Annotated in this window: 10 protein-coding genes and 1 pseudogene; 8 read left to right on the top strand and 3 right to left on the bottom strand. The window is 60.8% G+C overall.

Translation table 11 applies throughout. The annotated features are described in order from the left end of the window. Positions 1-212 precede the first annotated feature (212 nt). The 4 genes from DT23_RS11330 (at position 213) to DT23_RS11315 (ending at position 4113) form a co-directional block, all read left to right on the top strand. Complete coding sequence (locus DT23_RS11330) at positions 213-1319, top strand: ABC transporter substrate-binding protein (RefSeq protein WP_038131331.1); 1107 nt, start codon at positions 213-215, stop codon at positions 1317-1319. Positions 1320-1393: 74 nt separating this feature from the next. Then, positions 1394-2263 (top strand): ABC transporter permease, encoded by an 870-nt coding sequence (locus DT23_RS11325; protein ID WP_038131330.1) that lies wholly within the window; start codon positions 1394-1396, stop codon positions 2261-2263. Then, the gene (locus tag DT23_RS11320; protein ID WP_038131329.1) at positions 2260-3048 is read left to right on the top strand and encodes an ABC transporter permease; all 789 of its coding nucleotides are present in this window, start codon (positions 2260-2262) and stop codon (positions 3046-3048) included. Before DT23_RS11325 ends, DT23_RS11320 begins: the two co-directional genes overlap by 4 nt. 3 nt (positions 3049-3051) lie before the next feature. Beyond that, positions 3052-4113: an ABC transporter ATP-binding protein gene (locus DT23_RS11315; RefSeq protein ID WP_038131327.1), complete on the top strand. Its 1062-nt coding sequence runs from the start codon at positions 3052-3054 to the stop codon at positions 4111-4113. Between the two features lie 25 nt (positions 4114-4138). Here DT23_RS11315 and DT23_RS11310 read toward each other — a convergent pair whose 3' ends face one another. Together DT23_RS11310 and DT23_RS11305 are read right to left on the bottom strand one after the other, a co-directional pair. After that, on the bottom strand, positions 4139-5854 hold the full coding sequence (locus DT23_RS11310; protein ID WP_038131325.1) for a thiamine pyrophosphate-dependent enzyme: 1716 nt from the start codon (positions 5852-5854) through the stop codon (positions 4139-4141). Between the two features lies 1 nt (position 5855). Beyond that, complete coding sequence (locus DT23_RS11305) at positions 5856-7508, bottom strand: FMN-binding glutamate synthase family protein (RefSeq protein ID WP_038131322.1); 1653 nt, start codon at positions 7506-7508, stop codon at positions 5856-5858. Positions 7509-8060: 552 nt separating this feature from the next. On the opposite strand from DT23_RS11305, the gene DT23_RS11300 reads away from it, so the two are divergent. Both DT23_RS11300 and DT23_RS11295 read left to right on the top strand, forming a co-directional pair. Beyond that, the gene (locus DT23_RS11300; RefSeq protein ID WP_038131320.1) at positions 8061-9437 is read left to right on the top strand and encodes an NAD-dependent succinate-semialdehyde dehydrogenase; all 1377 of its coding nucleotides are present in this window, start codon (positions 8061-8063) and stop codon (positions 9435-9437) included. Continuing rightward, the gene (locus tag DT23_RS11295; protein ID WP_038131318.1) at positions 9434-10048 is read left to right on the top strand and encodes a glutathione S-transferase family protein; all 615 of its coding nucleotides are present in this window, start codon (positions 9434-9436) and stop codon (positions 10046-10048) included. The genes DT23_RS11300 and DT23_RS11295 overlap by 4 nt, the downstream gene beginning before the upstream one ends. 333 nt (positions 10049-10381) lie before the next feature. Here the strand turns inward: DT23_RS11295 and DT23_RS11290 are convergent, their stop codons facing one another. After that, on the bottom strand, positions 10382-11755 hold the full coding sequence (locus DT23_RS11290; RefSeq protein WP_038131316.1) for an SLC13 family permease: 1374 nt from the start codon (positions 11753-11755) through the stop codon (positions 10382-10384). A 117-nt stretch (positions 11756-11872) separates the two neighbouring features. Between DT23_RS11290 and DT23_RS11285 the strand changes: the two genes are divergently transcribed. After that, positions 11873-12658 (top strand): helix-turn-helix domain-containing protein, encoded by a 786-nt coding sequence (locus DT23_RS11285; RefSeq protein ID WP_162177231.1) that lies wholly within the window; start codon positions 11873-11875, stop codon positions 12656-12658. A 205-nt stretch (positions 12659-12863) separates the two neighbouring features. After that, positions 12864-13389, top strand: a pseudogene (locus DT23_RS19080) (transposase). Positions 13390-13424: the final 35 nt, after the last annotated feature.

Genomic DNA, 13424 nt, shown 5'->3' with positions numbered 1-13424 from the left:
AGTTGATTTGTGCGCGCGAATTTCGAACCTATTGTCACATGACTTTCACATGATGCCCGTAGGGGTCATGTGCTTGTGATCTGCACGTGTCGCGAACGGGGGCTAACCCGACGCAAAAACGAACAACGCTGCGTGTCGGATCAATATTCTCGGGCGACCTATCGTCAGCAAAGCTGGACGGGCGCTCGAATAACAACTGGGGGAAGACCAATATGACGTCCAAATTCCAACTTGCGCTGAGCGCAAGCGTGGTGGCTCTGGCGACCAGCGTAAACTTTGCTTGGGCCGACACGCTGGATGATCTTTATGCTGCGGCCAAAGAAGAAGGCAGTCTGACGACGATCGCGCTGCCCCATTCATGGTGCAATTACGCGGGCGTGATTGACGGTTTCAAGGCCAAATATCCCGGCATCACCGTGAACGAGCTGAACCCCGATGCGGGCTCGGCTGACGAGATTCAGGCGATCCGTGCCAACAAAGACAACAAAGGCCCGCAAGCACCCGACGTGATCGACGTGGGTCTGTCTTTTGGTCCCGCTGCCAAGGACGAAGGGCTGATCCAGCCCTATAAAGTGTCGACCTGGGACACGATCCCCGACAGCGCCAAGGATGCGGACGGCTACTGGTATGGCGATTATTACGGCGTGCTGTCATTCGCGGTGAACAAAGACCTGATCGACAATGTGCCCCAAGACTGGGCCGATCTGCTCAAGCCTGAATACGCCAATTCGGTCGCGCTGGCAGGTGATCCGCGCGCCTCGAACCAAGCAATTCTGGCGGTTCTGGCAGCAGGCGTGGCCAATGGTGGCGCTGCGGGCAAGGCTTCGGGCGATGCTGGGCTGAAATACTTTGCCGAAATGAACAAGAACGGCAATTTCGTTCCCGTCATCGGCAAGACCGGCACGCTGGCCCAAGGCGCGACCCCGATCGTGATCGAGTGGGATTACAACGCGCTGGCCGGGCGTGACACGCTTAAGGGCAACCCGCCTGTTGACGTTGTCGTGCCGCAATCGGGTGTGGTCGCCGGCGTTTATGTGCAGGCGATCTCGGCCTATGCGCCCCATCCCAATGCTGCGAAACTGTGGATGGAATACCTGTATTCCGACGAGGGTCAGCTTGGCTGGCTGAAGGGCTATTGCCACCCGATCCGCTTTAACGATCTGGCCAAGAACGGCAAAGTCCCGCAGGAAATGCTGGATGCGATGCCCCCCGCCGAGGGCTATGCCAAAGCGATCTTCCCGACGCTTGACGAGCAGGCTGCCAACAAGGAAGCCGTGACCTCGGGCTGGGACAGCGTCGTCGGCTCGAACGTTCAATAAGGCGTTCAGCGTAATAGCCCGTCCCGTGCCATCCGGTGCGGGGCGGGTCACTTTGATTCGAAAGATACCGCTATATGGCTGACACCCTCGCCGCGCGCCGCCGGTTGCCGCTGACATGGGTCGGAATGGTGCCGTTTACGGCCTTTGCCGTCCTGTTCTTGCTTTTGCCTACGATGTATATCGTGGTCGGCGCTTTTAGATCGGCTGATGGCGGGTTTACCTTTGAAAATCTGGTGAACCTGTTTCAGCCCTCGATCCTCGCCTCGTACTGGATTTCGATCAAGATCAGCCTGGCGACGGCAGTGTTTGGGTGCTTGATCGGGTTTGCCATTGCCGCCGCCGTTACGCTTGGCGGGCTGCCGAACTGGTTGCGCGGACCGATCATGACGTTTTCGGGGGTGGCCTCGAACTTTGCGGGCGTGCCGCTGGCCTTTGCGTTCCTTGCCACCTTGGGGCGGCTGGGGTTGGTGACGGTGGTTCTCAAGCAGTGGTTCGGCTTTAATATCTATGCCCACGGCTTTAATCTGCTCAGCTTCTTCGGGCTGACGATCACCTATCTGTTCTTCCAGATCCCGCTGATGATCCTGATTATCACGCCCGCGCTCGACGGGCTAAAGCGCGAGTGGAAAGAGGCCGCCTCGATCCTTGGCGCGAGTGGGTTTCAATACTGGCGCATCGTTGCGCTGCCGATCTTGTGGCCATCGTTGCTGGGCACGCTGGCGTTGCTGTTTGCCAATAGCTTCGGGGCGGTGGCCACGGCTTACGCGCTGACGGGATCGTCACTGTCGATTGTGCCGATCATGCTTTATGCGCAGATCCGCGGCGATGTGTTGCAAGACCCCCATCTGGGCTATGCGCTGGCGTTCGGGATGATCGTCATCACGGGGATCGCGAATTTCGTCTATGTCTGGTTGCGGGTGCGTTCCGAGAGGTGGGTGAAATGAGAGTGCAACGGTTCTGGTCCATCATCGCGCTGCTCTTTGGCTTCATCTATTTCGCGCTGCCCCTGATCGGCACGCTGGAGTTTTCGCTACGCGCCCGGCGCGGGGTCTATTCGCTGGATGCCTACCGCTCGGTGCTGAGCGATCCGCAATTTCGCGAGACCTTCACCTATTCGATCGTCATGGCGATCTTTACCATCTTCGTCGGTGCGTTGATCGTCGTGCCCACGGCCTATTGGGTGCGCCTGAAATTGCCGCGTCTGCGCCCAGTGGTCGAATTCATCACGTTGCTGCCGCTGGTGATCCCGCCGATTGTGATCGTTTTCGGCTATATCCGGCTTTACAACACCTCGTCCTTCCTGCCGATGACCGGATCGGTGACGGGCACGAACCTCTTGCTGCTGCTAGGTTATACGACGCTGTCGCTGCCCTACATGTATCGCGCGGTGGATACGGGGCTGCGCACGCTGGATGTGGCAACACTGACCGAGGCGGCGCAAAGCCTTGGCGCGGGGTGGTTCACGATCATCGCGCGGTTGATCCTGCCCAACGTTTTGGTTGCGGTGCTGTCAGGGGCCTTCATCACCTTCGCCATCGTCATCGGCGAATTCGTTCTTGCCTCGCTGCTCAACCGGCCCGCTTTTGGTCCCTATATGCAGCTTGTCGGTGCCAACAAGGCCTACGAGCCTGCGGCGCTGGCGGTGATTGCCTTCTCTATCGCATGGATCTGCATGGGGCTGATCCAGCTTGTCACCCGATTTTCGAAACATACGAAAGCACAACGGTAATCCATGGCCTTTCTCAATATCGAGCATCTTGAAAAATCCTTCGGCACCAATCACGTGGTGAAAGATTTCAATCTGGCCATCGAGCAAGGGGAATTCGTCTCGCTTCTGGGGCCATCTGGGTGCGGTAAAACCACCGTGCTGCGCATGGTCGCGGGGTTCGAGACGACCTCGTCCGGGGCGATCAGCATCGACGGTCAGGATGTCACGCATTTGCGTCCGAACCAGCGCAATATCGGCATGGTGTTCCAGTCCTACGCTCTGTTTCCCAACCTGACCGTGGCACAGAATGTGGGCTTTGGAATGCGTGTGGCAGGCCGCCCGAAATCGGAAATCAAGGCCCGCGTCGATGAGATGCTGCGCCTGATTGGCCTGCCCAAGCTGGGCAACCGCTATCCGTTCCAGCTATCGGGCGGGCAGCAACAGCGCGTCGCGCTGGCGCGTGCGCTGGCGGTGCAGCCGCGCGTGCTGCTGCTGGACGAGCCGCTCTCGGCGCTGGACGCCAAGATCCGCGTAAGCCTGCGCGAGGAAATCCGCGAGATTCAGCGCGAGCTGGGCATCACCACGATCTTCGTCACCCACGATCAGGAAGAGGCCCTGTCGATGTCGGATCGCGTCGTGGTAATGAATGGCGGCGTGGCCGAACAGACCGGCGCGCCGTTCGAGATCTACAACCACCCCACGACCCGGTTTGTGGCGCAGTTCGTGGGCACGTTGAACACGCTATCGGCCACCGTCGTTGATGCCAAGACGGGCGGGGTGACGGTGGGCGAGACGGCGATTGCGCTCAACCGTCCGCTGGACGGGGCCAAGGCGGGCGAGACGATCAATCTCGCGCTACGCCCCGAGGTTGTGTCTTTGGGCCGCAAGGACGGGCGCGATACAGTTCTGGCGGGCCGCCTTGCCGAGGTGCATTTCCTCGGCTCGACGATCCGGATGCGCGTCGATGTTGGCGGCACGCTGATCTCGCTGGATACGTTCAACACCCCCGACACGCCGCCGCCGCAGATCGGCGAGGCGGTCGAGCTAAGTCTGGCCGAGCGTGACCTGCTGGTGCTGAGCGATTAAAACTGTCTGCGGGTGCTACAGATGGCTACCGCAGGAAGTTGTTGCGCGCGAGTTGCAAGACCTCATCTGCGCGTCCGTTCAGCACCGCTTTGACGCCAAACAGCGCCGTCGAGGTCACTTGCGACATCTCGATCTTGGGCGGCATGACTAGTTCCATCCGGTTCACTTTCACATCCAAAATCGCGGGGCCGGGGGCCGCGAGCCATTCCAGCATCGCGCTCTCAAGGTCAGTCATCTCATCGACCCGAAACCCGGCCATGCCAAGGGCGCGCGCCATCACGGCAAAATCGGGGTTGTGCAACTCGGTGAAGTTATCGAGCAGCCCCTCGACGCGCTGTTCCATCTCGACAAAGCCAAGCGAGGAATTGTTAAACACCAGCAGCTTGACGGGCAGCTTTTCCTGCACCAGCGTCAGCAGATCGCCCATCAACATGCTCATCCCGCCATCGCCACATAGCGCAATCACTTGCCGGTCAGGGTAGGCGGCCTGAATGCCCAAAGCCTGCGGATAGGCATTGGCCATCGTGCCGTGCAGCAGGCTGGTCAGGAAACGGCGCTGCCCGTTTGCACTCAGATGGCGTAGCAACCACACCATCGGCGAGCCACCATCGGCGGTGAAAATCGCATCCTTGGCGGCCAGCCGGTCCAGCACCTCGGTCAGCGCCTGAGGGTGGATCAGGCTGGGGTCGGGTTCCTCGGCGGTTTCGAGATAGCCCTGCAAATCCTCGGCGTAGCGTTTAAGCGCACGCGTCAGATGCTTGCCCGCCTCGCGCGGTTCCAGCCGTGGCAACAGCGCGGTGATCGTATCGCCAACATCGCCCACCAGCCCCAGATCAACCGGGGCACGGCGGCCCAGATGGGTTGCGTCGATATCGAGCTGCACAATCCTGGCCTTGCCCGGATAGAACTGCGTATAGGCGAAATCGCTGCCCAAACACAGCAGCAGATCGCAATCGCCCACGGCCTCCATCCCGGCGCGATTGCCCAGGATGCCAGTCATGCCGACATTATTGGGCATGTCGGGCTCGATGAACTCCTTGGAGCGCGTGGTATGGGCCACCGGAGCGCCCAGATGTTCAGACAGCGCGCAAATCTGGTCTTGCGACCCGCGCGCGCCGATGCCTGCGTAAATCGTGATGCGTTTGGCGTCGTTGATCAGGCTGGCGAGCGTATCGAGTTCGTCGTCGCACGGGCGCGTCGCGGGGCGCGGGCGATGCACCGACCAATGCAGATCGTCGGAGGCTTTTTCCTTGAACATATCGCCATTCACGATCACCACCGCCACGCCCTTTTTGGTCAGCGCGGCTTGGGCGGCTTGGGCCGTGATGCGGCGCGCCTGATCTGGGTGGCTGATATATTCGCAAAACACCGAGGTCTGCTCGTAGATTTTCCTTTGATCGACCTCTTGGGGAAAGCCCAGACCCACCTCGGCGCGGTCGATATTGGATGCGATCAGCACCACGGGCGCGCCGTTGCGATGGCTTTCAAAAATGCCGTTGACGAAATGCAGGCTTCCCGGCCCCGCCGTGCCCGCGCAGACCGACAGCTCGCCCGTCACATAGCTTTCACCCCCGGCGGCCAGTGCTCCGACCTCTTCGTGGCGCACATGCACCCAGTCCAGATCCGAGCGGCGCACCGCATCGGTGAAATGGTTAATCGTATCGCCCACGATGCCGTAAACGCGCAGCGCCCCGGCCTCGATCAGAGTGTCGGCGACGATTTCGGAAACGGTCTTGCTCATATCAAGCCTCTTTCAGATCTGAATGATGTTTAAGACTGGCGCGACGGCTGACCAGATCGGTCTTGGGTTTGAAGCTGTCGGGATCGGCGGCATGCCACCAGTCGGCGTAATCGGTGCTGTCGGGGTCGTCGTTCAACACGCCCGGCGGCAGGAACGGATAGACCTTGTCGATGGTGCGCCCCTGCGTGACGCCAATGCGATGTACGATGTGATGGGGTTGCAGATCGGTGGGGTGTTTCAGCCCGGCCGAGGCGACAATATCGGACAGCGCCGCAAGCGTTTTCTTGTGAAACCGCGCCGCGCGTTCGCCTTGCACTTGGGGCACCAGCCCGCGCTGGCGCGCTGCGTCTTGTGTTGTGATGCCGGTGGGGCAGGTGCCCAGATGGCAGCGCTGCGCCTGAATGCAGCCGATCGAGAACATGAAGGCGCGCGCCGCGTTGCACCAATCCGCGCCGATCGCCATGTTATGCGCCAGACCAAAGCCCGAATAGACCTTGCCCGAGGCCGCCAGCCGCACCTTGTCTTTCACACCCGCGCCCACCAGCGCATTGCGCATGATCACCAGCCCGTCAATCAGCGGCATCCCGACACGATCTGACAGCTCCAGCGGCGCGGCGCCCGTGCCGCCTTCGCCGCCATCAACGACGATGAAATCGGGAAAAATTCCGGTCTTTTGCATCGCTTTAACAAGGGCGAACGCCTCATGCGGCTGGCCAATACACAGCTTGAGGCCGACCGGCTTGCCCCCTGACAAGTCGCGCATTTTTGCCGCGAATTCCATCATCTCGCAGGGCGTGGAAAACGCGGAATGGCCACGCGGCGATAGGCAGTCTTCATGCGCGGGCACTTTGCGGGTCTTGGCGATTTCCTCGGTCACTTTGGCAGCGGGCAGCAAGCCGCCATGGCCGGGTTTCGCGCCTTGACTCAGCTTGATCTCGGTCATTTTGACCTGATCGTGCTGGGCCTGATCGGCAAACAGTTTGGGCTCGAAATTCCCATTATCGTCGCGCGCGCCGAAATAGCCCGAGCCTAATTCCCACACGATATCGCCGCCATGTTTGGCATGATAAGGCGACAGGCCACCCTCGCCGGTGTCGTGATAAAACCCGCCCTGTTTCGCGCCGATATTAAGCGCCTCGATCGCATTGGCAGACAGCGCGCCAAAACTCATCGCCGAGATATTGAGCACCGAGGCCGAATAGGGCTTGTCGCATTGCGCATTGCCAACCAGCACACGCGGATCGGTGTCTGCATCGGACTCGGGCGCAATCGAGTGATTGACCCATTTATATTCCTCGCTCTCGACATCGCGCTCGGTGCCGAACGGGTGGGTGTCGGTCTCGCCGCGCGCACGCTCATGCACAAGATTGCGCGCCTCGTAGGAATAGGGTTTCCCCTCAAGATCGCCCTCAACAATATAGGCCCGCAGGAACGGGCGCAGATCGTAAAACAGCCACCGCAGGCGCGCGGCGACCGGATAGTTGCGCGTGATCGTCCAGCGTGTCTGGAAATAGTCGTAAATTCCCAGACCCAAGACCGGCAGGCTGAGCACCAAGATGAGCAGCCACCACAGGCTCAGCGGCGCCAAGGTGAGGGCGATAATAGTAAGAAGAAGGGCTGCGAGCGGAAGGATGTTACGTTTCAGACTGTTCATGCGCTTGCGCCCTGTTGCTCTATTGCTGGGTGGGAGGGGAACTTGCCTCGTCGGCGCATGGTTCCGATCGACACGGCGACGTGATTGAGCCCGCGGCGCAGGGCATCTTGAGCGCATGCGCGAGCGCCTGCGTGTGATGGGGGCAATCCGGGGCATCTTATCAGGCTGATCCCGCCAACTTTCGCAAAGCCCTACTTAAAGCGTAGAAATTTATCTGCTGTTGAGAGAGGCGGTGGGGGGCTTCGTGCCAGATCCCGCCGTGATGACCAAGCCCGCGGCGGGTTTCGGTGGCGCGCGTGAGATGCGTTGCGCGCGAAATCGGGGTGGGCATCCATCCCTGTGCTGGCAATGCCGCGCTGGACGGGCCGTCTGGACACATCGGTGTTTGGAGAAACAGGGCGCCTTAGTGAATGTCCGCCCCGAACACGGCAGTCACTCGAGCCCTGACGGAGGACGCTTTCAGGCCTGACGCGACTTTTACCTGACGCAGCGGAAGCTGGAACTCACCCAGAAGTCACATGTTTGGGTCGAAAGATATCGCAAGGAGACGTCATGTCCACGATCACCACAACAAACCCCGCGACCGGCGAGACGATCAAGACCTATCCGCTGATGTCAGAGCAGGAGGCCATCGCAAAATTGGAGGCCGCGCAAGCCGCTTTTGAGACGTGGCGCACCCTGTCCCACGCGGATCGTGCGCCTTATCTGACGAAGATCGCGCAGAAGCTGCGGGATAATGCGGACGAACTGGCCGCCCTGATGACTCGCGAAACCGGCAAGCTGCTGAAAGACGGCAAGCGCGAGGTCGAAATCTGCGCCGCGATCTTCGACTACACCGCCAAGACCGGCCCTGACGCGCTGGCGGACGAAGAGCGTGCGCACGGCCCCAAAGGGTCGCGTGGCGTCGTCAGCTATCAGCCGTTGGGCGTGATCTATTCGATCCAGCCGTGGAACTTTCCGCTGTATCAGCCCGTCCGCGTGCTGGCGGCGAACCTGATGACCGGAAATGCCTGCGTGTTGAAACACGCCAGCATCTGCACCGGCACCGGCCTGCGCTTGCGCGAGCTGTGCATCGATGCGGGCCTGCCCGAAGATCTGTTTCAGGTTGTTTTGATCAACCACGACATCAGCGATACGCTGATCGCCCACCCCCTTGTACGCGGCGTGACGCTGACGGGAAGCGACAGGGCCGGTCGCCAGGTTGGTGCCATCGCCGCCAAAGCACTTAAAAAGACGGTGCTGGAACTGGGGTCGAACGACGCCTACCTCGTGCTGGAGGATGCCGATATCGAGACGGCCGTCAAATTTTCGGTCATGGGACGGCTTTACAATAACGGAGAGACTTGCGTCGCGGCCAAGCGGTTCATCGTGGCGGATAAGGTTTATGATACGTTCGTCGCGGCCTATGTCGAGCAGATGCAGGCGATCACCATGGGCGATCCTACGGACGACAACAGCCAGCTTGGCCCGCTGTCGAGTGAGGATCAGTTCGACACGGTGAAAGGGCAGGTCGACGACAGTGTGGCGAAGGGCGCCAAAGCCCTTTGCGGTGGAACACCTCCCGAACGCACCGGGGCCTATTACCCCGCCACGGTGCTGGTGGATGTAGCTCCCGGCATGCCAGCCTATGATGACGAAATTTTTGGCCCCGTCGCCGCCGTTATCCGCGCCAAGGACGATGCAGACGCGATGCGGATCGCCAATGACAGCCGTTACGGTCTGGGTGGCGGCATCTTTTGCAAGGACGAAGACCGCGCGCTAAAGCTGGCCCGAGACCACTTCGATACCGGCATGGTCCGCATCAATTCGTTCGGGGCCGCCGATCCGAACATGCCGTTCGGCGGGGTCAAGGATTCAGGCTACGGGCGCGAACACGGCGGCTTTGGCATGAAGGAGTTCGTCAACGTGAAAGCGATCTTTTTGCCATGATTGCGCTGCACGCCCTGCAATACTCGCGCGCCACCCGTATCCTGTGGCTGCTGGCCGATCTGGGCCAGCCCTGCACCCGAATAGACTATGATCGGACGGACGCCTTTCGCGCGCCGGAGGAGCTGTCAAAGGTTCACCCCTTGGGCAAATCACCGGTGATCGAGGACAACGGCGAGATGATCGCTGAATCTGCCACGATCCTACGCTATCTGGTGGCCAAGTTTGACGACGACAGCCACACGCCACCGCGCGGCACGGTCGATTATTGGCGACACGAGGCCCTGTTTGACTACGTCGAGGCCTCCTTCGCCGAGGTCGCATTGCGGGCGATCATGCCCGCGTTCCGCGGCAAACCCGTCCCGGACGACGCGAAAGCAGCCCTCGACATCCACCTCAATTACATCGCGCATGCCTTAGGCGACGGGCCGTTGCTGTTCGGCGATACGGTGACGCTGGCAGACATCCAGATATCCTACATCATCGCGTTGCTGGAGCGTGTGGGTCTGTTGGCCGAACACCCGACTGTTGCGGCCTATTGGGCCGTCTTGCAGGAACAGCCAGGCTATATCTCCGCGACCCGGACCGCCGGGCCGATGGTGCCAACCGCGTAATTTTACGGAAAGGAATTTCTCGCGCCCATGAACATCCTCATCGCCGGTGTCCCCCGCAAGACCGGCCTGTTTCTGACGCAGGATCTCTGGACAAGGCCGCCAAAGCAAGCCGCGCCGATGTGGCGGCAAACTTGGCAGAGGCCGCCACGAGCGCCACGTTCGACGGACAAGCACTTAACATGCAATCAGCCTGGGTCACAAAGCGGGTCCGGTGGCTTTATCCAAACCCCTGACGGATATGTTGCGTGCAGCGATGCCCTGCTGGTTCCGTCGCAAAATTCTGCTTTAAAGCGAAACACTTCAACGCTTGGTGGCGATCCGCCCAAATCCGCGTCAGATTACGCCCAATAAGCGCCACCACAGGAAATCCAGCGGGATCAGCGCCAGAACCGTGATGACGAACAAGGAAAGCGTGACTTTCAGCAAAGGACGTGTGCTTTCTCCGGCAAGGCCCATCGCGACGATCAGGGGGCCGACTTGATAGGGGAAAAGCACGCTGGAGAAACCGATGACCTGCGTCATCATCACCGCCTCTTGCGAAAACCCCGTTGCCTGCGCCAAATCGGGCGTGAGGGGCGTGAGGACGGCGGGCACGCCCGCCATAGTGGTGAAGATCGACGTCACCGTCGCCAGCAGCGAGAGCGACATGAAATTCAGGAAATCATGCCCTTGGGAAAAAGGCAGCACCCCGAACACCTTGGAGGCAATCAGCGCGCCCAAGCCGCTAGAGCTGACGATGGTTCCAAGGGTCAGCGCCCCGGCCACAAAAAGCAGCATCGAGAAATCCACCGAGCTGCGAAACACCGGCGGCGGCACGAAGCCGAGCTGCGGAATCATCAGCAGCAACGACGCCCCGAGGCCGATCCAAGCCGGGTTGATCCCGTGCCACTGATCTGTTGACCAAAGCGCCAGCGTGATCAGCAGGACCACCATCAGCGCAGCCTGTCGCAGCCCCCCGGTCTGGATCTGCTGATTGGCCGTTTCGTTTTTCACGATCTGTGCGGGAAACAGCTTGAGCACAAGCAGCACGATTACTGCCGATTTCAACAGGCCCAGAACCGGGTAATGCAGCAGCAGGTAGTGGCCGTAGCTGAAATGCGTTCCAAACGTCTTTTCCGCGACGCCCGAGAGGATCACGTTGGGAATGTTGGAGGGCAGGATCGCAAAGCTCGGCATATTGGTGCCAATCGCGATGATGATCGCAACGCCCGTCCGCCCGGCCGATCCTTTGCTCAGCCCCAGCGTATCGGCAAGCGCCATCCCCACGGGCACCAGCACCGCTGCGCGCCCCAAAGACGAGGGCATCACAAAGCCAAGCGCCATTCCAAGCAGCATCAGCCCCGCGATCAGCGCCGGATAGCTGCGCGACAAATGCGGCTGCGCGAGCGCACCAAGGCGCTTGCCCAGACCGCTATGGCTGATCGCCGCGCCAATCACAAAGCCGGTCACCACCAGCCAGATCGCCGATGAGGAGAAGCTCGAGAAAACTTCGGCTGGCTCGGCCGCCCCGGTGAGGATGAGGGACGCAAAGAGGAAGGTCGAGGCGACATAGCCCGGCACCAGCCCGGTCCCCCAAAGGGCAAGCGTCACCAGCATGATCGCGAATGTCATCCCCTGGTCTTGCGACATGCCTGCGGGCAGCGCCAGCAGACCCCATGCGGCAATCAGCACGGTCAGGGCTAGGATACTCTCTCTCAGGCGGGTCATCGCGCGTCCTTTCGATTTGCGTGCAAAGGACTACCGCAACTGGGCGCCTTGTCCTATAAAGACGTAATGACAAAAGATGTCGATTTTCCGCCAAATGGGGCAAGGCCCGACCCTGAGATGCCTGCCACTGCAACGCCCACACGCGCCATGCCCGCGCGTGTCTGGTCGGGCACGCTGGATATCGGGGATCGCGTTCCGCGCCCTGAACCCTCCGCAGGGCCGGGCTGGGCGCAGGCTTTGTTTTGTTTTGACGGGTTGATGCGGGTGGAGGCCGCAAAGGGGCGCTGGTTCATTCCCGACCGTTTCGGCATCTGGTTGCCGGTCGGCACGACGGCTGAGGTCGAACTCGCGGGACGGGTGGAATTCCAGTCCTTCCTTTTTGCGCCGCGCTTCGTGGATCGGCTTGACATGCCGCCGGAGCCGACGGTGCTGCGGGCGACGCCGCTGATGCGCGGGATCGGTCGCAGGCTTATGCCCGAGCCGGGCGACACCACCGTGCTAAGCGCAGCCGAGAAACGCCGCCTTGGCTGGGTGGCGCTGGACGAGCTGTCGCGTCTTGAGCGCCCCGATCTTCACCTGCCCAGTAGCGGCGATCCGCGCCTGTCGCGGGTGATGGCGCGGCTTTTGCAACGCCCCGCCGAGGCGAATAACCTTGCCCGCCTCGCCGCAAAGATCGGCTCCAGCGAACGCACGCTCTCGCGGCTGTTCCAGCAGAAAACCGGGCTTAGCTGGCGCGAATGGCGCGACCGGCTGCGGTTTGTTCTGGCCATCGAAGGGGTGCAGATGGGGTGCAGCAGCACCGAGCTCGCGCATCGGCTGGGCTATAGCGGCACATCGGCCTTCGTCGCGGCCTTTCGCCGCCAAAGCGGAATGACCCCGGGAGAGTGGCGCCATCGGGCGTGATCCGGGCGTGGCGCACTGAACGTCAAAATTGCTGAGCAACCGAACCAAAGATACTTTTCTCTAGCCGACACTCTGTTTTCCCGCAGCTTTCACATTTCGAAATGCGGTCAAGCTCGCTTTCTCATTCATCGTTGAGCGTCCTCGGGTCAGGACCATTGATTTCATTGGAGCGTCATGATTCACCATCCGCAAGCAAAGCGGTGACATGTCTGACCTTTTCTGGCTGACCGACGCGCAGATGGCGCGCTTGGAGCCTTACTTCCCGAAGTCCCGTGACAAGCCACGCGTCGATGATCCGTTGCCTGGCAACGGTTTACTAACTAACCGCTGCCGGTCAGCGGACGCCACCAACCTGAAGGTTCACCGAACCGCGACCAGCATGGGCGTGAAAAAGGGGCGTGGCCGCTGGTCAGGTCAGTGACTACATTGGCGCGCGGGCACTGCGGAGCAGCCTGCCGAATGTAGACTGGCTGCTCGGACATCGTGGCTATGACGCCGACTGGTTCAGAAACGCGTTGCAAGACAAGGGGATACGCGCCTGCATCCCTAGCCGAAAGCAACGCAAGACGCCCGTGAAATACGACAAACGCCGCTACAAGCGCCGCAACCGGATCGCGATCATGTTCGGCAGGCTCAAGGATTGGAGGCGCGTCGCGACCCGGCATGTTCGCTGCCCCAAGGTCTTCCTCTCGGCCATCGCCCTCGCAGCAATCGTCATTTACCGGCTATGAGTCCTGAGCCTAGCTGTTTGATCCCACGGTTTGAT

It is taken from the genome of Thioclava indica, from assembly GCF_000714545.1.
GTDB lineage: Bacteria > Pseudomonadota > Alphaproteobacteria > Rhodobacterales > Rhodobacteraceae > Thioclava > Thioclava indica.
This window is presented reverse-complemented; position numbering and strand designations above follow the sequence as displayed.